The organism is Kocuria oxytropis, from assembly GCF_040981195.1.
GTDB lineage: Bacteria > Actinomycetota > Actinomycetes > Actinomycetales > Micrococcaceae > Kocuria > Kocuria oxytropis.
Genome location: NZ_JAVFXA010000018.1, coordinates 19,808 through 40,194 on the forward strand (window position 1 = coordinate 19,808; position 20,387 = coordinate 40,194).

Annotated in this window: 19 protein-coding genes and 1 pseudogene; 14 read left to right on the top strand and 6 right to left on the bottom strand. The window is 67.4% G+C overall.

The window, feature by feature from the left end; all coding sequences use genetic code 11:
- The first annotated feature begins 20 nt into the window (after nucleotides 1-20).
- The 8 genes from QYM41_RS15270 to QYM41_RS15305 all read left to right on the top strand — a co-directional run bounded on the left by QYM41_RS15270 (nucleotide 21) and on the right by QYM41_RS15305 (nucleotide 9,600).
- Nucleotides 21-1,292, top strand: coding sequence for a phenylacetate--CoA ligase family protein (locus QYM41_RS15270; RefSeq protein ID WP_368800642.1), 1,272 nt, complete (start codon nucleotides 21-23; stop codon nucleotides 1,290-1,292).
- Nucleotides 1,293-1,356: 64 nt separating this feature from the next.
- Nucleotides 1,357-1,737 carry an ArsR/SmtB family transcription factor gene (locus QYM41_RS15275; protein WP_368800643.1) on the top strand — a complete coding sequence of 127 codons (381 nt, stop codon included), beginning with the start codon at nucleotides 1,357-1,359 and terminating at the stop codon, nucleotides 1,735-1,737.
- A 201-nt stretch (nucleotides 1,738-1,938) separates the two neighbouring features.
- Complete coding sequence (locus QYM41_RS15280) at nucleotides 1,939-2,688, top strand: cytochrome c biogenesis CcdA family protein (protein WP_368800644.1); 750 nt, start codon at nucleotides 1,939-1,941, stop codon at nucleotides 2,686-2,688.
- A gap of 85 nt (nucleotides 2,689-2,773) precedes the next feature.
- The gene (locus QYM41_RS15285) at nucleotides 2,774-3,415 is read left to right on the top strand and encodes a methyltransferase family protein (RefSeq protein ID WP_368800645.1); all 642 of its coding nucleotides are present in this window, start codon (nucleotides 2,774-2,776) and stop codon (nucleotides 3,413-3,415) included.
- Between the two features lie 364 nt (nucleotides 3,416-3,779).
- Entirely contained in the window at nucleotides 3,780-4,028 is a 249-nt protein-coding gene (locus QYM41_RS15290; RefSeq protein ID WP_368800646.1) for a hypothetical protein, read from the top strand.
- Between the two features lie 242 nt (nucleotides 4,029-4,270).
- The gene (locus QYM41_RS15295) at nucleotides 4,271-5,608 is read left to right on the top strand and encodes an ISL3 family transposase (protein WP_176338697.1); all 1,338 of its coding nucleotides are present in this window, start codon (nucleotides 4,271-4,273) and stop codon (nucleotides 5,606-5,608) included.
- 40 nt (nucleotides 5,609-5,648) lie between these two features.
- A complete protein-coding gene (locus tag QYM41_RS15300) occupies nucleotides 5,649-6,458 on the top strand; it encodes a Swt1 family HEPN domain-containing protein (RefSeq protein WP_368800647.1) in 810 nt (269 codons plus the stop codon).
- 2,068 nt (nucleotides 6,459-8,526) lie between these two features.
- Nucleotides 8,527-9,600: an acyltransferase family protein gene (locus QYM41_RS15305; RefSeq protein WP_368800648.1), complete on the top strand. Its 1,074-nt coding sequence runs from the start codon at nucleotides 8,527-8,529 to the stop codon at nucleotides 9,598-9,600.
- A gap of 56 nt (nucleotides 9,601-9,656) precedes the next feature.
- On the opposite strand, the gene QYM41_RS15310 is transcribed toward QYM41_RS15305, so the two are convergent.
- Together QYM41_RS15310 and QYM41_RS15315 are read right to left on the bottom strand one after the other, a co-directional pair.
- On the bottom strand, nucleotides 9,657-9,932 hold the full coding sequence (locus tag QYM41_RS15310; RefSeq protein WP_368800649.1) for an ester cyclase: 276 nt from the start codon (nucleotides 9,930-9,932) through the stop codon (nucleotides 9,657-9,659).
- A gap of 466 nt (nucleotides 9,933-10,398) precedes the next feature.
- Nucleotides 10,399-11,274 carry a F510_1955 family glycosylhydrolase gene (locus QYM41_RS15315; RefSeq protein WP_368800650.1) on the bottom strand — a complete coding sequence of 292 codons (876 nt, stop codon included), beginning with the start codon at nucleotides 11,272-11,274 and terminating at the stop codon, nucleotides 10,399-10,401.
- A gap of 156 nt (nucleotides 11,275-11,430) precedes the next feature.
- On the opposite strand from QYM41_RS15315, the gene QYM41_RS15320 reads away from it, so the two are divergent.
- From QYM41_RS15320 to QYM41_RS15340, 5 genes are all read left to right on the top strand, one after another.
- A complete protein-coding gene (locus tag QYM41_RS15320) occupies nucleotides 11,431-12,132 on the top strand; it encodes a response regulator transcription factor (RefSeq protein WP_368800651.1) in 702 nt (233 codons plus the stop codon).
- Entirely contained in the window at nucleotides 12,129-13,265 is a 1,137-nt protein-coding gene (locus tag QYM41_RS15325) for a sensor histidine kinase (RefSeq protein ID WP_368800652.1), read from the top strand. Before QYM41_RS15320 ends, QYM41_RS15325 begins: the two co-directional genes overlap by 4 nt.
- 97 nt (nucleotides 13,266-13,362) lie before the next feature.
- The gene (locus tag QYM41_RS15330) at nucleotides 13,363-13,695 is read left to right on the top strand and encodes a heavy-metal-associated domain-containing protein (protein WP_368800653.1); all 333 of its coding nucleotides are present in this window, start codon (nucleotides 13,363-13,365) and stop codon (nucleotides 13,693-13,695) included.
- A 54-nt stretch (nucleotides 13,696-13,749) separates the two neighbouring features.
- Nucleotides 13,750-15,981, top strand: a complete 2,232-nt coding sequence (locus tag QYM41_RS15335) for a copper-translocating P-type ATPase (RefSeq protein WP_368800654.1) — start codon at nucleotides 13,750-13,752, stop codon at nucleotides 15,979-15,981.
- Between the two features lie 52 nt (nucleotides 15,982-16,033).
- The gene (locus tag QYM41_RS15340; RefSeq protein ID WP_368800655.1) at nucleotides 16,034-16,705 is read left to right on the top strand and encodes a DUF305 domain-containing protein; all 672 of its coding nucleotides are present in this window, start codon (nucleotides 16,034-16,036) and stop codon (nucleotides 16,703-16,705) included.
- 78 nt (nucleotides 16,706-16,783) lie between these two features.
- Here the strand turns inward: QYM41_RS15340 and QYM41_RS15345 are convergent, their stop codons facing one another.
- From QYM41_RS15345 to QYM41_RS15360, 4 genes are all read right to left on the bottom strand, one after another.
- Nucleotides 16,784-17,485, bottom strand: a complete 702-nt coding sequence (locus QYM41_RS15345; RefSeq protein WP_368800656.1) for a DUF305 domain-containing protein — start codon at nucleotides 17,483-17,485, stop codon at nucleotides 16,784-16,786.
- Nucleotides 17,486-17,765: 280 nt separating this feature from the next.
- Entirely contained in the window at nucleotides 17,766-17,912 is a 147-nt protein-coding gene (locus QYM41_RS15350) for a hypothetical protein (RefSeq protein ID WP_368800657.1), read from the bottom strand.
- A gap of 78 nt (nucleotides 17,913-17,990) precedes the next feature.
- Complete coding sequence (locus QYM41_RS15355; RefSeq protein ID WP_368800658.1) at nucleotides 17,991-18,398, bottom strand: four-helix bundle copper-binding protein; 408 nt, start codon at nucleotides 18,396-18,398, stop codon at nucleotides 17,991-17,993.
- A 444-nt stretch (nucleotides 18,399-18,842) separates the two neighbouring features.
- Complete coding sequence (locus tag QYM41_RS15360; RefSeq protein ID WP_331779487.1) at nucleotides 18,843-19,718, bottom strand: F510_1955 family glycosylhydrolase; 876 nt, start codon at nucleotides 19,716-19,718, stop codon at nucleotides 18,843-18,845.
- Nucleotides 19,719-19,876: 158 nt separating this feature from the next.
- Here QYM41_RS15360 and QYM41_RS15365 point away from each other — a divergent pair.
- Nucleotides 19,877-20,220 (top strand): annotated as a pseudogene (locus QYM41_RS15365) (response regulator transcription factor); the annotation flags it as partial.
- Between the last annotated feature and the right edge of the window lie 167 nt (nucleotides 20,221-20,387).

A 20,387-nucleotide genomic window follows, 5' to 3' on the forward strand; every position in this document is an offset into this window, starting at 1 on the left:
AACGGGACCACCTGGCGGACATGGTGGTGCACGCCCGGACCGCTTCCCCGTACTACCGCCGCCACTACCAAGGTCTGCCGGCCACCATCACCGACCCGCAGCTGCTGCCGATCACCACCAAGGCCGAGCTGATGACCCACTTCGACGAGTGGGTGACCGATCCGGCCGTCACCCTCACTGACGTCGAGGCGTTCGTGGCCGATCCTGCCCTGATCGGCCACCAACTGGCCGGCCGCTACACCGTGGCCACCACCTCCGGCACCACTGGTGTCCGCGGGCTGTTCCTGGTCGACAGCGCCTCCATGGCGGTGACCTCCGCGATGGCCGTGCGGATGCTCACCGGCTGGCTTAGCGCAGCCGACCTGGCCCGCCTCCTCACCCGGGGCGGGCGCCTGGCCATCGTGGCCGCCACCGGCGGGCATTTCGCCTCCGGGGCGGCCGCCGCGAGCCTGCGTCGGGGCGGGGCTGCTTCCCGTGTCGGTGCCTTCTCGGTCCAAGACCCCTTGCCGCAGCTGGTGGCCCAGCTCAACGCCTTCGACCCGGTCGTACTGGCCCCCTACGCCTCCACCGGGCGGTTGCTGGCAGCAGAACAGGAGGCCGGGCGACTGCATATCCACCCGGCCCTGGTCGTGCTCTCAGCCGAGGGGCTGCCCGAGGAGGAACACCCCCGGATCGCCAAGGCCTTTGGGGCCAAGGTGCGCCACAGCTACGCCGCCACCGAGTGCCCGTTCCTCAGCTACAGCTGCCAGTACAACTGGTTGCACGTCAACAGCGACTGGGTGCTCCTCGAGCCGGTCGATGCCGCTTATCAGCCCGTGGCCAACGGGCAGCCCTCACACACCGTGCTGGTGTCCAACCTGGCCAACCGCATCCAGCCGATCCTGCGCTACGACCTCGGCGACAGGGTGCTCGTCCGCCCCGACCCCTGCCCATGCGGCAACCCACTGCTGGCCATCCGCGTCCAGGGCCGTACCGCCGAGCTGCTCACCTTCGCCCGCCCCGACGGCACCGCCGCCACGCTCACCCCACTGGCGCTGAGCTCGGTCCTGGATCGGATCCCCGGGATGCAGCAGTCCCAGATCGTCCAGACCGGACCCACCAGCCTCACCCTGCGGCTGCGCCCGGCCCCCGGCACGGACCCGGCCAGCGCCGGGCAGGCCGCCCACGAGCAGATCACCCGCGTGCTGACCGACCACGGCCTGGGGCACGTGCGTCTCACCCTCGACCCCGAGCCCCCGCACCTGACCGCCGGGGGGAAACTGCGCGTGGTCATCCCGTGGAAGCCGTCCTGATCGCAGAGACACCAGCGCCGATGCCGCTCCGGCAGGAGGGGAACCCCGTTGCTATGATCGGCGTATGGCGATCATGTCTGACTGTGCGGGTGCCGGCCTGAACCCGGCCGCGGCCCTGTTCCACTCCCTGGGTGACCCCAAGCGGCTGGCCATCGTGCAGCGGATGGCCCACGGCGAGGTCCGCGTCGGGGATCTGACCGCCGAACTGGGCCTGGCCCAGTCCACCGTCTCCGCCCACGTGGCCTGTCTGCGCGAGTGCGGGCTGGTGCAGGGCCGCCCCCAAGGGCGCAGCATCTACTACTCCCTGAGCCGCCCCGAGCTGATGGACCTACTGGCTGCCGCCGAGGGCCTTTTGGCCGCCACCGGCAACGCGGTGGACCTGTGCCCGACCTACGGCACGGCCGCCCAGCAGAACCACACCGCCACAGTCGCCCCTCAGCGATAGGCCCCGCTGCGCTGCGCCCGTCGCGGTGAAACCCAGGTGTGGGGGCGCCGGTCTGACCGGTGGGCCCTCGCCCCAATCTCAGGAGAATCTTCCAGCCGTGTCCTGCCCTACCGTCGGCCTGACCGCCCCAGGCGTCCACCTCGAACGTCTCGGTGGCGCATCTGATGCCTCGTCGTCCCGCCGGAGCAGGGAGGGGCGGGCATGAGCATCGGAGGCTACTTCGCCGAGACCGTGAACTCCGGGGCCCTGCTCATCGCCGCGCCCCTGGCGATGATCGCCGGAATCGTCTCCTTCATCTCCCCGTGCATCCTGCCGCTGGTGCCGGGCTACCTCGGCTACGTCTCCGGGCTGACCAATCCCACCAGCCCGGACAATCGCCGACGGGTGCTGGCCGGGGTGGGGCTGTTCATCCTCGGCTTCGCCGCGGTCTTCACCCTCTACGGGGCGGCCTTCGGCACCCTGGGCGGGTGGCTGGTGCGCTGGCAAGACCCCATGATCCGCACCCTGGGCCTGCTGGTCATCCTCATGGGACTGGTCATGGTGGGGAAGCTCTCCCTCTTCCAACGCACCCTCAAACCCTCCTTCGCCCCGCGGACCGGCATCGCCGGGGCCCCGCTGCTGGGGGTGGTCTTCGGCCTGGGCTGGACCCCCTGCATGGGCCCAACGCTCAGCGCCGTGCTGGCGCTGAGCACCACCACCGGCGGGGCCTGGCGCGGGGCGCTACTGGGCTTCCTCTACTGCCTGGGACTGGGCATCCCCTTCGTCCTGGTCGCCGCCGGCCTCAACTGGGTCACCACGACCCTGACTTACATCCGCCGCAACATCCGCGCCTTCAACCTCGCCGGCGGCTGCGTGCTCATCGCCGTCGGGCTGCTGATGGTGACCGGGATCTGGATGCAGTGGATCTACCAGCTCCAAAGCCTCGCCGGCACCTTCATCACCCCCGTCTGAGCCCCACAGGATGCCCCTCATGGGCGCCCAATCCCACGAAGGCCGCCCAAGCACGGGCTGACCCACCACTCCAAGGAGGACGACGATGATGACGGAGATGGCCCCCACCCTCGCCCTGGGCCTGTATCTGACCGGTCTGATGGCCGCCTTCGGTGTGCGGACCTGGATCCACCGGGCCCGCACCGGCTCCACCGGCTTCCGGGGCTTGAGCGGAGCACCCGGGACGGCCGAGTGGTGGGGCGGGATCCTCTTCGCCGTGGCCCTGGTGCTCGGTGCGGCCGCACCCGTCCTGGCCCTTACCGGCACCGTGACCGCACCCCGCCTGCCGGAGGCTGTTCCCTGGGCCGGTCTGGTCATCACCGTCTTCGGGTTCCTCGGCGTGCTGGCCTCCCAGGCCGGCATGGGCTCCTCCTGGCGGATCGGGGTGGACGCCACCGAACGCACCGAGCTGGTCACCACCGGGGCTTTCGCGGTGGTCCGCAACCCGATCTTCACCGCGATGCTCACCACCCTGGCCGGCCTGATGCTCATGGTGCCCACCGTGGTCAGCGCAACGACGTGGCTGTGCCTGCTGGTGGCCGTCGAGCTCCAGGTCCGCCTGGTGGAGGAGCCCTACCTGCTGGCCACCCACCGTCAGGACTACGCCTCCTACGCTGCCCGGGTAGGCCGGTTCCTGCCCGGCCTCGGCCGGATCCATCGCACACCCCATAGCGAGAGGGCGTCCTGAGGCGGGGACCGCCACGACACAAGGGCTGAACCAACAAGAGCATGGCGGGAGTAGACGCTAACAAGGGGTCCAGTGGTGCCACGACATCGGTGTTCCCGAGGCCATACATCCGTTTATCGGACAGTCTCACGTGTTGCGGGCCACGGCTGGACACAACTCCCGTCAGGGAACCCGTAGCGCAACGCGTCGAGGCAAGCATCCCCATGGAGTCTTGAGCGACATGTCAGCACCTTTCCGACCTATGATTTGCGCCAGCACATATGTGTCTGTCGGCCAGTCGCTGGAACAGGTAGGCATGCACTAAGCACGACGTTCACATCCGGGCATGCTTCCTGCCCCCGGGCAGAGGAAAGGCAACAGCCATATGGAGATCTTCTGGCCGCCGGTCATCATCGGCCCCGTAGCCATCATCATCGGGATCCTCATTGTGAGATTCCGCAAGTCCATAGTCTCGGGCACTGCTGAGGCGCAGCGGGCGATGTTCGGGCGCTTGGGTGAGTTCGTAGCCAGCCAGGCGAGGCCGTCAGGTGCGCTGATTCCGGGCATCGCCTTCATCGTCATCGGTGTGGCTGCGATTCTGATGGGCTTATTCATCCCGCCCGGCGAGTGGTGAGGTCACAATGTGGTGGCCTCCTGTCGTCGTGGGTCTACTGATGCTGGGTACCGGTCTAGTTTTCCTGGTTCGGCGAAAGGCGCTGGCAAAGGTGTATGCGCAGCGCGTGAAGGCTCTGCCTCCAGAGCATCCCCAGTACAGGTCGACCCCTTTTGCGGCCCTTCCCAAATGAGTGTGGGTAAGGGCCCAAGCGGGGTGCGTGTCACGGGGGTCGGGTAGGGGTCGAGGCCTCCAGGATGGGGGTGCTGAATCCAACCGTCCTCGAAGGCCTCGACGTGTCCCATGCTATGTGCGCGCCGGCGTGCGCGCTCTTCGACCTGCCCGATGTCCACGTGCTCACGATCGAGCGGCACCGCTCCTCGTTCACCCTGGTGGTCGAGACCGTGCCGTCACTGGTGGGCTGTCCGGCTTGCGGGGTGCTCGCCGTCGGCCATGGCCGGGTGGCGGTGCTGCTGCACGACCTGCCTTGCGCCGGGGTGCCCGTGCGGGTGGTCTGGCGCAAACGCCGCTACCGCTGCCATGAGACGGCGTGCGAGGTGACGACCTTCAGTGAGGTCCACGAGCTGGCGGCACCGCGGGCCAAGCTCACCACCCGCGCGATTGCTTGGGCGGTGACGCAGCTGCGCTGCCACGACATCGCGGTCTCGGCCCTGGCCGAGATGCTCGGGGTCGCCTGGAACACCGTCTGGGACGCCATCACTCCGGTCATCGAGGCCCAGCTGGCCGCCGAGGACCGGCTGGCCGGGGTGAACGCCCTGGGCGTGGACGAGCACGTCTGGCGCCACGTGGGCCCACCCGGCACTGGGCTGGTCACCGGGATCGTGGACCACTCCCGCGGCGAGGACGGCCGGCCCCGGGCACGACTGCTGGATCTGGTGCCCGGGCGCACGGGGGCGGCCTACGGCGACTGGCTCATCGAGCAGGGGCCGGCGTTCACGAGCGGGATCCGCACGGCGACGCTGGATCCGTTCCACGGCTACGCCAATGCCATCCGCGACGAGCTCCCGGAGGCGATCACCGTTCTCGACGCTTTCCATGTGGTCAAGCTCGGCGGGCAGGTCGTCGATGAGGTCCGCCGCCGCGTGCAGCAGGACACTCTGGGCCACCGCGGGAGAGCCGGGGACCCGTTGTACGGGATCCGCCGCACCCTGCAGATCGGCGCCGAGCACCTGACCGAGAGGCAGGTCCGCCGACTCAACGCGAAGCTCGAGGCCGGGGACCCGCATCACGAGGTCACCCTTGCCTGGCATTGCTACCAGAAGCTGCGCGCGGTCTACCACGCCCGCCCCGAGCAGGGGCGCCGGCTCGTCGCCGAGATTCTCGGTGCCTTCCCGTCCTGTCCCATTCCGGAGATCGCCCGGCTCGGACGGACCTTACGCCGGTGGAAGGCCGCGATCCTGGCCTACTTCGATACCGCAGGAGCCTCGAACGGGCCCACGGAAGCGGTCAATGGCGTCATCGAGACCATGCGTCGCGTCGCCCGCGGCTTCCGCAACTTCGACAACTACCGGTTACGGGCTCTGCTCGCCGCAGGCGGTCATCGCCCCTGGCGGAGAACCGCTACCCACACTCAGCTGTGAAGGCCCGCTAAGGCCCACTGGAAATCTGTAAGGTGACCGTATGGAACCGGCACTTGCACTTACTTCCTTAGAAGCTGCACTAAGACAGGCAGTGGTCGCTGTCCTTGGTGAGCATGACTGGATCAACGCTAAGGGGGCCCCGGATAAAGCGAAACTCGAAAAAAATCGAGAAGAAGAAACAAAAAAGCGTGACGGTACTATTCTTTCTCAGAACTTGATCGAGTACACGGAAACGTACCACCTGACAGAAATTATCATCAAAAACTGGGAGAAATTCAAACCAGTGTTTGACGACAAACAAAGAACTAGTGCTTATTTAGGCGTACTGAAAGACATCAGAAATACAATTGCACACAGTCGAGAGCTGGTGCCGTATGAGCGCGATTTGATGTCTGGAATTACGGGACATCTAAGGAATCAGGTTGGAAAATACAGGAGCTCTGTGATGCAATCCAGTGATCACTATCCGGTTATCGAAAGCGTTCGAGACAGCTTTGGTCGGCTCGGCGGTGAATCATACTATGCAGATTCTGCCGATGTAATACGAGTTGAGGTGGGTGACACTGTTCAGTTTACCGGAACAGCAGCGCCCGCACGGGGAAAAGAAGTTCTCTGGATACTTTCCACCGATTACATGGAAGAAACCAGCCTTAGGGATACTCCTATAGAACAAAAAAGGGATCTAATCAAAGGTGAATCAGCCACATTGAGTTACACTTTTAAGGAGGGTGATGTTGGCGAATGGATGGTGGTGAAAATACTTATTGGAGGTCAATCGAGATTTCATCGAAACTTTGGGTTTGATGATTCGACTGAATTTGTTTTTGCAGTCAATCCCCCGGAAGAATAAGGCTTAACTGCAGTTAGGTGTACTCGATCGGGATGTTGATAATTGAGGGGCACCCCTGCCATGGGGCCGTTATCTGGGCTGCCAAACGCGAACTCGCTGCGACTATCGTCCCCAAGGAACCCTCACTGCATCGAAGTTAAGTCCGGGGTGATGGTGTAACGGTTGGTGGCCACGGATGTGTGGCTGGTGGTGGATCGGCGGCGTTGATAGGCCTGGGGCAGGTGCCGCGGGCGGGAGGACGCCGCAGCGGCCGTGACCACGCCTGGGGGGGCCGATGCAGCAGGCACACTTCAAGCCGGCATCCATGAGCTGGTGGGTGTCATGAGACGGGCAGTGCAGGTCTATGCGGTCCTTTTGGTCATCGGTGCGCTGGCCTGCATTGCCTGGACCATGTACGAGCAAATCCCAGTCCGCATCGGCGTGTCCATCTTCTTGTTCCTGTGCGCTGCGCTCTTCTGCTGGGGCGTGACGCGGCCCCAGGCGTCCCCTGGACCCTCTGTGCACGGGGGGAGCCCCTGGACGGCGCCGGGCGGAAAGCCCGTCAGGTTGCCCCGTTCATGGGGTTTCTTCGTCTTCCACGGGACCGGCACTGGCCTCGCCATCTCCGCATGGTTGCTTGAAGGATTCGACAACTACGTCCGGGACCTCGGGACGTTCCACGGCCGACTCTTCTTGTTGGTTCTTGGGTTCCATTCGATTGTCGTGGGGATAGTCTTCCTCCTCGTCGACGCTTTGTGGAGTGGCACCGAACGCCGCTCCTAGTTAGTGACGACCGCAGGAACCCTCACCGGGCAAGTTAACGAATTTAGAACGGTGCTCCGCCTGACTCACGGCGAGGACCCTCTTGAATCTTGGAAGTCGTGTAGGCAGGACCGCCCTCATCTTCGATCCTCGAGCTTCCTGGTGAGAACCCGAACAGTCGTGATTGCACCGAAGCCGCGTCCATGGCCGGAGCGGCCACACCTGATCGCGGGCGTCGGATATTGAGCAGCAGACGGATCACGACAAGCACTCCGAGGGACCACCCGAGTGGGCCGAGGAGCGGACTCAGGTGCTCCTCGATCAATCGGTCCAGGATCATGAGGATCAATAAGGCCCCGAGCAGCACGACCGTTACTACCGCCAGAATGCGGGAGAGCTGCCGTTCCATCAAATTATCCTATCCAGCTTGATCCGTAGGATAGCAGGTGAAGCCAAGTCGTTATCGGAGTGTTGCTTCCGCTGCAATGGCCAACTTTAACGGCGACGCCACAAGCACTGCAGTAAATCGGAGCCATAGCGGTCCCGATTGTGGTCGACTGTGGGCCACGCCGCTCCGTCTTTCGGAAATATCAATTCCGCCTTCCCAGACTGGGCAGCCCCCCGCTTTGAACACGCACCTGCCCTGAACGGCTACGGTCCGGACGCCCAGACGTCGCGTACTTGCCGTGCCCCTCCACTCGGCGCTCCAGTCGGCCAAGCTCGTCCTGGAGCCTCCGTGCTTGCTTGTAAGCCTTACGCCCTTCTGCTGTCTGAGGCGTTGCTTTCTTGTATGCGTTGAGGGATCTATGAATCCGCCACGCGAGTTCTTCTACTTTGACCGTGCGCCCAATCTGCGCAAGTGCAGCGACGTGTTTTATCTGCACTGCCAAGAGCTCAAGCTCTGGAGCTAAGTCTTCGGATCCCATGCGCCGCATAAGACCCATAGTAGGGCTGCGATTTACATCTGTACCGATCTAAGTCCCATGTGGCCGCGACCGCATTAGCCACACAGTCTCGGCCTCAGGTTGCCGTCCCTGTACTCGAGTTCCCTGGTAAGCACCGCCTGCAGGCGACCTCTAACCGGCCATATGTAAACGAAACGGTCTCATGCCGGCCGTGCGCCGAGGTGATTCCGTCCCCACTTGTGCAGCACAGCACACAACCATGTATTTGCATAACTAAACTCGTGCTCGGATGGGTGGTGGCTCGGCGTTACTTCTGCTCCTGCGCCCGGCGGACCGACCCACATCCTGCAGCAGACCGCATTGGCCGCGCTGCCCGTTACTTCCGGAAGGCAGCTGCCGTGGCCACGACTCTCCAAGAACGTTTGGCCGATCGCCACAACCGCCTGAACGCCATTCGTCTGGTCCTGGCGTCGGTGGTGATCCTCGGCCACGCCTGGCCCCTGACCGGCGCGGAGGGCCCCAGCCTCGAGCTGCTGTCCGACGTGGCCGTCAACGGCTTCTTCGTCCTCAGCGGCTACCTCATCGCCGAGAGCAGGGTGCGGACCCGGCTCGTGCCGTACCTGTGGCGACGCCTCCTGCGCATTTACCCCGCCTTTCTGGTGAGCCTGCTCGTGGTGGCCGCCGTCTTCGCCCCACTCGCGGCTGCGCTCGAGGGCAGGCCGCTTGACCTCGCCTCCGCCGCCGGCTTCGTGCTGAGCAACGCCGACCTGAAGATGTCGCAGTGGGGCATCGATGGGACCCTGACCGCGGTCCCGGCCCCGGACTCCTGGAACGGCTCGCTCTGGACGCTGTTCTACGAGGCGCTGGCCTACGTCCTGATCGGTCTGGTCCTCAGCCTCGCGGTCGCCGTACGGCACGCCCGGTGGGTGCTCCCGGGGATGTTCCTCGCCGTGCTCGTCCTTCGGCCCCTGCTCGAGGGGCCGCTGGAGGTCACGACCGGCCTCTACCTCAACGGCGCCCGGCTGGTGGGCTACTTCCTGGCGGGCGCGGCGGTCTGGGCCTGGGCGGGCACCTGGCGCCCCACCTGGGTGCACGTCGCGGGGGCGGGCGTCGTCTACGCCGTGCTCACGGACCAGGGCTGGGCGGACCTCTACGGGCAGCTGCCGCTTGCCGTGCTGCTCCTCGGCCTCGGCGCCACCCCGTCCCGCAATTGGACCACCCGCACCGACCTCTCCTACGGCGTCTACATCTACGCGTACCCGGTGCAGCAGCTCCTCGTGCTACTCGGCACCGCCTCATGGGGCGTCGCCGTCAACTCCCTCCTCGTCGTCCTCCTGACGCTGCCCCTGGCGCTGCTGTCCTGGAGACTCGTGGAGAAGCCCGCCCTGCGGGCCAAGGCGTGGCTGGATCCCCGCGACCGGCCCGACCGGCGCGTCCCCTCCCCCGACACCGAGGACCCGCACGCTGCGGCCGTGACGGGGCGCCGTCCGCACTGACCCGGCCAAGCCGCCCGTGTCCTGGCGATGCACCCGCACCCAGGCCCGGGGAACACCTACCGCAACATCGCCTCGTCGATGTTCTCGAAGCGCCGTCCCGTGGGCGCGTGACCGCGCCACTCACCGAGGTGGGTGCCGGTGCAGCGGAACCGGGCGGCCACGGTGTTCCCGTCGCTGACCAGCTGCACGATCTGCATGCGGGTATCAGGGAAGGAAGCGCGGAACGGTCCGATCCAGCCTCGGGCGACCCGAGCCATGGCCGGGGTGTAGAGCTGATCCAAGGCCTCCAGATTCCCGCCGACCAGAACCTCCTCGACCAGGCGGGTGATCACCTCGCCGTGTGTTGACCGTGCGGGGGCGTTAGGGCGGGCATGGTGTGTCCTCCAGCCAAGTGGGACCCAGGCGTGCCGCCACCCTACAAGGGCGCTTCACTGGGGTGTCCGGGGTGCTGGCGCCGACGGCTCGGGGTTACGCGGAGTGAGGTTGACCCCCTTCGGTGGACGTCCTTGATGGTCAGGCCTGGTGCCTGGCAGGGAGGATGTTCCTGTGGGAGCCAAACGGGGAAACATCCAGTAGCCGGCCATATGTAAAGCGGGGGCGTCGAGCCGTTCATGCGTCTGCTGCCCACGCAGCCAACCAGCAGTTGCCCGGTCGCCCAAGGTCGAGGTCGAGGTCGAGGCGGCCCCTAGCGCGCCTGATGCCCGCATGGGTATTCCTGCTGCAGCACGGTGGGGATGACACGTGGTCACCCGTGGACCAACGATGTTCCCGCAGTTTGGTTGGGCGAGACAGGGCGAGTCAGAGCAGCTGCTGGGTGGTCTTTCCGCCATCAGTGGTGCGCAGGACGGTCGAGTCGGCCACGATCAGTGTCTCTATCTCGCCGTCCGCGGTGATACTGGCCCCGAGAGCTGTGATCTCACCCAACGGTTGGTCGCTGGCGGTCCAGGTTTTCCCGGCGTTGCGGCTGGTGAGCAGGTCCCCGTCGATGCCGGCACCGACAATCGTCTCGTCGTCGGCCCAGTCGACCAGGGACATCAGCTGCGGGATGTCCAGGATTTCCCAGGTGGCGCCGTCGTCGTCGGAGCGCATGACGCCGTCCTCGGTGGTGGCCACCACGGTGCCTGTGCCCGGGGCGATCGCCAGGGCGGCCGGGGCGGAGGGGATCTCGAGGGTGTTCCAGGTGCGGCCGTCGGTACTGGTCCGGAGTTGCCCGTCGAAGCCGAGCACTCGATCGGGGCCGGAGGCCAGGGCGTGGAAGTCCGATTCCCCGCCGCGGGAGAGCACTTGCCAGGTCTCGCCCTGATCGGTGGATTCGATCAACCCGACCGGTTCGGGCAGATTGGTGCCGGTGCCGGGGTGGCCCGAGGCCAGATAGCGGCCCTCGGGTGTGACGGTAAAGCCCATGAGGTCCACGACCGGGCCCACCTGGGTCAGTTCCCGGTCCTGGAGGTGGAACAGGCCCTCGTGGGTGGCCAGCAGGATCGTCCCTGCCCCTGCTCCGCCCCCGGTCACCGTGTCGCGGGTGATGGCGTGCACGTGGGTGATCGCCGTGCCGGCGCGGCTCGCTCCGGCCGGTGCCGGGGTCTCCACCGGGGAGGAGCACGCGGCCAGGGCGCCGGTGCCGAGCAGGCCGATCCCGCCGACGAGCAGGGTTCTACGAGTCAGGGGGTTCATGGATCCTTTCCGCCTCGCACCACGCTGCGAGGACCATCCACCATTGTCGATCGGCCGGGAAGGGCCCCGCGGCGTTCTCCGTGAAGGTTTGACGAAGATTCCTCCCCCACGGCCTTCGGCACGAATGCGGTGCGGGCCGAGGGGGACACTGGGGCCATGAATCCTGGCATCGATGCGGTGGCCGGGCGGGTGCTGGTGGTCGACGACGAGAAGCCGCTGGCCCTGATGGTCGCCACCTATCTCACCCGCGCCGGCTATGACGTGGCCACCGCCCACACCGGGCCCGGCGCCGTAGAGGCCGCCCGCGCCCAGTCTCCTGATGTGGTGGTGCTGGATCTCGGGTTGCCGGGGTTGGACGGGATTGAGGTGTGCCGCAGGATTCGGGGTTTCTCCGAGTGCTACGTGCTGATGCTCACCGCCCGCGGGGACGAGGAGGACAAGCTGGCCGGATTGGCGGTAGGGGCTGATGACTACATCACCAAGCCCTTCAGCGTGCGCGAGCTCGTTGCCCGGATCCATGCGGTACTGCGCCGACCCCGCACCACGGTCGTGCCGCCGCAGCCGGCCCGGGTGTTCGGGGAGCTGACTGTGGACCTCACCGCCCACGAGGCCCGTGTGGGCGGGAGCCCGGTGGGGTTGACCCGCACCGAGTTCGACCTGCTGGCGGCCCTGTCGGCCCGCCCGCACCAGGCGTTGTCCCGCCGTCAGCTCATCGACATCGTGTGGGACCCGGCCTGGGTGGGTGATGAGCGGCTGGTGGATGTGCACATCGGGCACTTGCGCCGGAAACTCAGTAATGACCAGGGCGCCTACATCGACACCGTGCGCGGGGTCGGCTACCGGATGGTGACCCGGTGAGCCCCCGGCACGAACGCGGCCTGGCTTCCCGCTTCCTGATCGCCCAGTTGCTGGTAGTCGCCGCCAGCCTGGCCGCGGCGGTGGTGGTGGCCTCGGTGGCCGGACCGCCGATCTTCCACGAGCACCTGATCATGGCCGGCCATGCGGAGAACTCCCCGGAGCTGTTCCATGTGGAGCAGGCCTACCGCGACACCAACCTCATCATCCTGGGGGTGGCTTTGGGGACCGCCCTGGTCTGCGCGCTGGTGGCCAGCGCTTGGTGCTCCCGTCGCCTCCGGGCCCCGTTGGAACGGCTCACCGAGGCGGCCCGGAGCATGGCCCGCGGCCGCTACGACGCCCGGGTCCCGGCCATGGGCGCTGGTGCGGAGGTAGACGCTCTGGCCTCCTCGTTCAACACCATGGCCGCCCGGCTGCAGCGCACCGAGGACACCCGCCGGCGGATGCTCTCGGACCTGGCCCATGAGATGCGCACCCCGATCTCGGTGCTGGCTGTCTATCTCGAGGCCCTTCAGGACGGGGTCACGCGCTGGGACGAGACCACCGGTGAACTCATGAGTGACCAGTTGGGGCGGTTGACGCGCCTGGTTGAGGACATCAATGACGTCTCCCGCGCCGAAGAGGGACGGATCGAGTTGAACCGCGGGGAGGAGAAGGCGGGCGAGCTGATCCGCAGCGCCGTCGAAGCCCACGCGGAGGCCTACGCGGCCAAGGGCGTGAACCTGGTGCTTGAGGCCGAGGACGACAGCGCCGGGATCGTCGAGGTGGACCGGCAGCGGATGGGGCAGGTGCTGGGCAACCTGCTCACCAACGCTTTGCGCCACACCCCACCCGGCGGGGCCGTGCGCGTGCGCGCCACCGCCCACGGCCCCCGCCGCCTCGCCCTGGTCGTGGCCGACACCGGCGACGGCATCGCGGGTGAGCATCTGCCCCAGGTGTTCGAGCGCTTCTGGCGCGGGGACACCGCCCGCGACCGCGATCACGGCGGCTCCGGGATCGGGCTGACCATCTCCCGGGCCCTGGTCGAGGCCCACGGTGGGACCTTGACCGCCACCTCTCCCGGCCCCGGCCAAGGAGCAATCTTCACCGTGGAGTTGCCCCGGCACAGCTCACGGCCGGCCAAGACCAGCGCATGACCACACCCCCTTGCGTTATACCCCCTGGGGGTATATACCGGAGGTAAGCACAGGCAGTTCCTGCCTCTGCCGCACGATCCGATCGAAGGAGCAACAGATGACTTCCGCGACCCGCGTTCCGCTGCCGATGGCCTCCACCGGCTGCGCCTGCTGCGCCCCCACCCCGGCCCCCGACCAGACCGCCCCCACCGCCGAGACGGCTCCTCCGGCCGGGACCGCCACGGTCTACCGAGTGGAGGGCATGACGTGCGGCCACTGCGCGACAAGCGTCACTGAGGAGCTCACCGCCCTGGACGGGGTGACCGATGTGCACATCGACCTGGTCGCCGGTGGTGCCTCCACCGTCACCATCACTGCCGACCGACCCCTGGCCCCGGAAGCGGTCCGCGCGGCTGTGGAAGAGGCCGGCTACACCCTCGTCACTGTTTGACGAGCCCAATCATCATCTCGGCCCCCTAGGGGGCATACGCGGAAGGAGCACACCATGAGCGCCCCGCACCACCACGACCACCCCCGCCCCGCCGCCGGGCAATCCCTGGACCACAACAGCCACGGGCAGCACGGGCAGCACGGGGATACTGATACCCACGGGCAGGCCATGCCCTCCGGCCACGCCCACTCGGGCCTCGATGAGGACCACACCGTCCACACCCACGGGGAGCACGCCGGGCATTCCACCGCGATGTTCAAAAACAAGTTCTGGCTCTCCCTGGCCCTGTCGATTCCCGTGGTGTACTTCAGCCCCATGGTCGGGCACCTGCTGGGCTACCACGTGCCCCAATTCCCCGGCTCTACCTGGATCCCGCCCGTGCTGGGCACGATCATTTTCTTCTATGGTGGGATGCCGTTCCTCAAGGGCGGGCTCACCGAGCTGCGGTCGAAGCAGCCGGGGATGATGCTGCTCATCGCCATGGCCATCACGGTGGCCTTCGTGGCCTCCTGGGTCACCACCCTGGGGATCGGTGGCTTCGACCTGGACTTCTGGTGGGAGCTGGCGCTGCTGGTGGTGATCATGCTGCTGGGTCACTGGATGGAGATGCGCGCCCTCGGTGCGGCGTCTTCCGCTTTGGACGCCCTGGCCGCCCTGCTGCCCGATGAGGCCGAAAAGGTCCTCGACGGTGAGACCGTCACCGTTGCGATTGATGAGCTGGCCGTGGGCGACGTCGTCCTCGTCCGTTCCGGGGCCCGGGTGCCCGCCGATGGGACCATCACCGACGGGACGGCCGAGTTCGACGAGTCCATGATCACCGGGGAGTCGAAGACCGTCTCCCGCACGGTGGGTGACACGGTCGTGGCCGGGACCGTGGCCACCGACAACACGGTGCGCGTGCGGGTGGAGGCCGTCGGGTCCGACACCGCCCTGGCCGGGATCCAACGCATGGTCGCCGACGCCCAGGAATCCTCCTCCCGCGCCCAGGCCCTAGCCGACCGGGCCGCCGCCTGGCTGTTCTGGTTCGCCCTCACCGCCGGCATCCTCACCGCCATCGCCTGGACGCTGCTGGGCCAGCCCGATGATGCGGTGGTCCGCACCGTCACGGTGCTGGTCATCGCCTGCCCCCACGCCTTGGGCCTGGCCATTCCACTGGTCATCGCGATCTCCACCGAACGCGCCGCGAAGGCCGGGGTGCTGATCAAGAACCGGATGGCCCTGGAGCGGATGCGCACCATCGACGTGGTCCTCTTCGACAAGACCGGCACCCTGACCGAGGGCGCCCACGCCGTCACCGGCGTCACCCCGACCGAGGGGATCTCGGAGGCAGAGCTGCTGGCCTACGCGGCGGCCGCGGAAGCCGACAGCGAGCACCCCGTGGCCCGGGCCATCGTCACCGCCGCCGCGGCGAATCCCGCTGCCGCCGGGCTGAGTCTGCGCGGCACCGGCTTCCGTGCCGCCACAGGCCGGGGCGTGAGCGCCACCGTCAACGGCTCGGAGGTGATCGTCGGCGGACCCAACATGCTGCGCGACCTCGGGCTGAGCACCCCGACCACCATCGCCGAGCAGACACGGGCCTGGACCGACCGTGGCGCCGGCGTGCTGCACGTAATCCGCGATCGCGCCGTCATCGGCGCGGTAGCCCTGGAGGACAGAGTCCGCCCCGAATCCCGCGCCGCCGTGGCCGCCCTGCAGCAGCGAGGGGTGAAGGTCGCGATGATCACCGGCGACGCCCGCCAGGTCGCCGAGGCCGTCGGAGCCGACCTGGGCATCGACGAGGTCTTCGCCGAGGTCCTCCCGCAGGACAAGGACACCAAGGTCGCCGAACTCCAGTCCCGGGGGATGACCGTGGCGATGGTCGGCGACGGCGTCAACGACGCCCCCGCCCTGGCCCGGGCCGAGGTCGGCATCGCGATCGGGGCCGGCACCGACGTGGCCATGGAGTCGGCCGGCGTCGTTCTGGCGGGCAACGACCCCCGGGCCGTGCTGTCGATGATCGACCTGTCGCGGGCCAGCTACACCAAGATGATCCAGAACCTCGTGTGGGCCACCGGCTACAACGTGATCGCCGTGCCCCTGGCCGCCGGCGTGCTCGCCCCGATCGGGGTCGTCCTGTCCCCGGCCGTCGGGGCGGTGCTGATGTCGGTGTCCACGATCGTGGTGGCGCTCAACGCCCAGCTGCTGCGCCGGCTCGACCTGGACCCTGCCCACCTGGCCGCCACCGGCGCCGAGGCCGACCGGGCCCCCGTCCCGTCCGAGCGACCCGCCACAGCGCACACCCACTGACCCATCAGTTCCCCCATCCCCACCCTCAAGCAGAACAAGAGAAGGACACCCCGTGAAGCGCATCCCCACTCTGACCACTCTCGCCCTGGCCTCCACCCTGGCCCTGGCCGGCTGCGGCACCGGCACCGCCGAGCAGGACACCGGCACGGCCGCCGAGACCACGGCCCCGGCCGCCTCCGCTCCCGAAGGGGCGGGCACCGCCTCGGCCTCCGGGGAGCCGATCGCCGCCGAGCACAACGACGACGATGTGATGTTCGCCCAGATGATGCTCCCCCATCACGAGCAGGCCGTGCAGATGAGCGAGACGCTGCTGGCCAAGGACGACGTCCCGGCTGGGGTCGCCGACTTCGCCCAGCGGGTCATCGACGCCCAGGGCCCGGAGATCGAGCGCATGCACCAGATGCTCCAGTCCTGGGGCGAGGAGCCCATGAGCGCCTCCGGCGGCATGGAGGGCATGGATCACGGCGCCGATGCGGGCATGGGCGGGATGATGACGGCCGAGGACATGCAGGCCCTCGAGACCGCCGAGGGCACCGAGGCCGCCCAGCTGTACCTGGAGCAGATGACCACCCACCACGAAGGCGCGGTCAAGATGGCCCGTGACCAGGTCGAACAAGGGCAGAACCCGCAGGCCGTGGCCCTGGCACAGCAGGTGATCGAGGACCAGGAAGCCGAGATCCAGGAAATGCAGACCATGCTTCAGGAGCTGCCGAGCCAGTCCTGATTCACCGGCCACAGGTAAGGGACCCGTCCTACGGACGGGTCCCTTACCTGTGCGTGGCCGACGTGGCTTGCCGGGGGACTATTCCGTGTCGTCCTGGCCGGCGAGCCAGGTGCGGAAGTCCGCGACCTGGGCCTGCTGGGTGGTGATCCCGGCGGTGGCCGCCACCCGCAGTTGCGCGTGCGGAGCCCGGGACTGCGGTTCCAGGAACTCGATGATCCCGCTCTGGTGGTGCGGGATCATCTTCTGCACGAAGGCGACATCGAAGTCCTCACCGGCCTCAACGGCCGCCAGTTCCTCGATCATCATCTGGGTCTCCTCCTCCAGGACCTTCATCTCCTCCTGGGCTTCGGCCGGGGCCTGGGCCATGGCCTCTTCCGGGCTCAGCCCGTACCACTCCTCCAGCCACCGGGTGAACTGCTCGATCTGGTGCTGCTGGTTGGCGATGATGTTCTCCGCATGGGTGCGGATATCGGGGCTGGTGCCGCGCTCGAGCTCCAGTTGGGACATCTCGATCGCGGCCTGGTGGTGGCCAATGATCTCGGCCAGGAAGGTGGTCTCCAGCTCCTCGCCCTCCAGGGTCGCCAGGGTCTCGCCGAACTCGTAGGCCGTCGGTGATGTCGGCTCCGGCTGGAGCATCTCCGCCGGGGAGTGGGAGGAGGCCGGGGTGACCTCTGTGTGGGCGAAGGTCGGGGCGGTTGCTCCGCCCAGCAGAGTGGCAGCGAGGGCGAGGCTGGAAGCGGCTGCGGTGATACGACGGCCGCGATTCGGGGTGTGATGCATGATCAGGTCTCTTTTCGGTGCGAACAAGCCCGGAGAATGGAACCGGTTCACCCACCAGCTGGGCGGCCCCGGGACGCACCATGGTGCGCCCCGGCAGAAGGCACGAGCCCGGCTGAGGCGCCGGAGACGGGGGGAGAAGAAACCCGGCGGAGCGCTCGGGCCGGGCGCCCGACCGAGTTTCCTCTTGCACCAGTGGATGCCGGCCAGCGGCCTCCCCGGTCAGTGATGCACATCAGGTACCGGCCACCAGCAGCCCAGGTCGGCGCCCCCATTCAACGGGTCATTCGTAGCGTTTAAGGACTTCCTGCATCTGGTCGTCCTCCTCCCGTCGGGCCCCCACGATGGTGGCGCACATGTCGCGGACCGCAGGGTCGATGATGTGCGCTTCCTGGCAGACCAGGACGGCCCGGCAGCGGTGCAGGATCATCCACTTCGAGAACCCCCGGTTCCCGTCGGCCACCGATGCACCGGCGTCGCCCGAATGGGCGCCCGGCGCAGATTCTGCTCAGCCCAGCGCGGCGAGCAGGTCGGCACACGCCTGCTCGCAGCGGCGGCACGCCTCCGCGCAGACCCGGCAGTGCTCGTGCATCTCGGCGTGCTCGGCGCACTCGTCCCCGCAGGCCTTGCACGCGGTGCGGCACGCCTCGAGCAGCGCCCGGCCGACCTCGGCGTTGTTGCCGGTCTGGCGGGAAAGAGCCTTGCCGGTGGCGGCGCAGACGTCGGCGCAGTCCAGGTTCTTGCGGATGCACGTCGTCAGCTCCGCGACCGCGTCCTCGGCCAGGCAGGCGTCGGCGCAGGCGGTACAGGTCTGGGCGCACTCGAAGCACGCCGCGATGCACGCGGCCAGCTTCTGCCGGTCGATGTCCCCCAGGTCCTTCGGATAAGTCTCCAGCATCGAGGTCACATGCGTCATGGTGTGCTCCTTCATCCGTTCTGCGAGGCAGCGGACCGGTCGAAGCCGACCCACCATGTAATCGACAGTAAACTGCTTATTCGCTCGGATGAAGCGCTCAACCTTGAAGATTGCGTGAAGATCCACCCAGGACACCGTCTCCACGCACACCGACGACGTCCTGCACACGGACACACCGCAACTGCACCAAACATCCGATCCAGGTGATTCTGCGTATGCCCAAGAGGCACCCTCACTGCAACACGATCCGCGTGGAACACGGTCGGTGCCGGTTTCACGGCCGGAGCCAGCCCATGACCTCCGTGGCGTTCAGCCGGTAATCCGCCATATGTAAAGTCCAAGGATCTACGCCGACCCTGTCCTCGCCTGGCTAAGGAGGCCCGCGACGGAAAGAGGCGGAAAGGATTGTTGCTTTTTGTACCGTTAGAGAGTCGGTCCTGTGGGTCACATCAGTGGCTCGGTGGTGTTGCCGCCGTCGGTGGTGCGCAGAACGGTGGTGTCGGCCACCAGGAGAGCTTCAATTTTATTGTCCGCAGTGGTGCTTGCGCCCAGGGCGGTGATCTCTCCGACCGGCTGGTCACTGGCCCTCCAGCTCTCCCCGGCGTCGGTGCTGGTGAGCAGGTGCCCGTCGATTCCGGCGCCGACGATGGTCTTCTCGTCGGCCCAGGCCACCAGGGACATCAGCTGCGGGGTGTCCAGTACCTCCCAGGTGGCGCCGTCGTCGTCGGAGCGCATGACGCCGTCCTCGGTGGTGGCCAGGATGGTGCCTGTGCCCGGGGCGATCGCCAGGGCGGCTGGGGCGGAGGGGATCTCGAGGGTGTCCCAGGTGCGCCCGTCGGAGCTGGCGCGCAGCTGCCCGTCGAAGCCGAGCACCCCGTTCGGGCCGGCGGCCAGGGTGTGGAAGTCCGATTCCCCGCCCCTGGAGAGCACCTCCCAGGTTCCGCCCTGATCGGTGGATTCGATCAAACCGACCGGTTCGGGCAGATCGGTGCCGGTACCGGGGTGGCCCGAGGCCAGATAGCGGCCCTCGCCGGTGACGGTGAAGCCCATCAGGTCCACGACCGGACCCGTCTGGGTCAGTTCCCCGTCCTGCAGTCGGAACAGGCCTTCATGGGTGGCCAGCAGGATTGTTCCTGCTCCTACTCCGCCTCCGGTTACCGTGTCGCGGGTGATGGCGTGCACGTGGGTGATCGCGGTGCCGGTGCTGCTCGCTCCGGCCGGTGCCGGGGTCTCCGCCGGGGAGGAGCACGCGGCCAGGGCGCCGGTGCCGAGCAGGCCGAGGCCGCCCACGAGCAGGGTTCTACGGGTGAGGGGGTTCATGGGTCCTTTCCGCCTCGCACCACGGTGCGAGGGCCACCCACCATTGTGGACCGGCCGGGGTGCGGCCCCGTGGCGTTCTCAGTGAAGGTCTGACGAAGATTCCTCCCGCAACCGACCTTCGGCATGAAAGCCTCCCGGACCGAGGGGACACTGAAGTCATGCATCCTGGCACTGACGCGGCGGCCGGGCGGGTGCTGGTGGTGGACGACGAAAAGCCCCTGGCGCAGATGGTCGCCACCGCCCACACCGGGCCCGGCGCGGTGGAGGCCGCCCGCAGCCGGAGCGTTGATGTGGTGGTGCTGGATCTGGGGTTGCCCGGGCTGGACGGGATCGAGGTGTGCCGCAGGATCGGGGGGTCTCCCAGTGCTACGTGCTGATGCTCACCGCCCGCGGGGACGAAGACGACTAACTGGCCGGCCTGACCGCCGGGGCTGATGACTACATCACCAAGCCCTTCAGCGTGGGCGAGCTCGTCGCGAGAGTGGCCGCGGTGCTGCGCCGGTCCCGAACCACCGTGACTACCGTGGAGCCGGCCCGAGTGTTCGGGGACCAGACCGTCGATCTCACGGCCCACGAGGCGCGGGTGGATGGGGAGCCGGTCTCGAGCATCGAGGTCACATGAGTCACGATCTGGCGCCTTCATCGAGGTCCCGGCCCCCAGCACCAGCC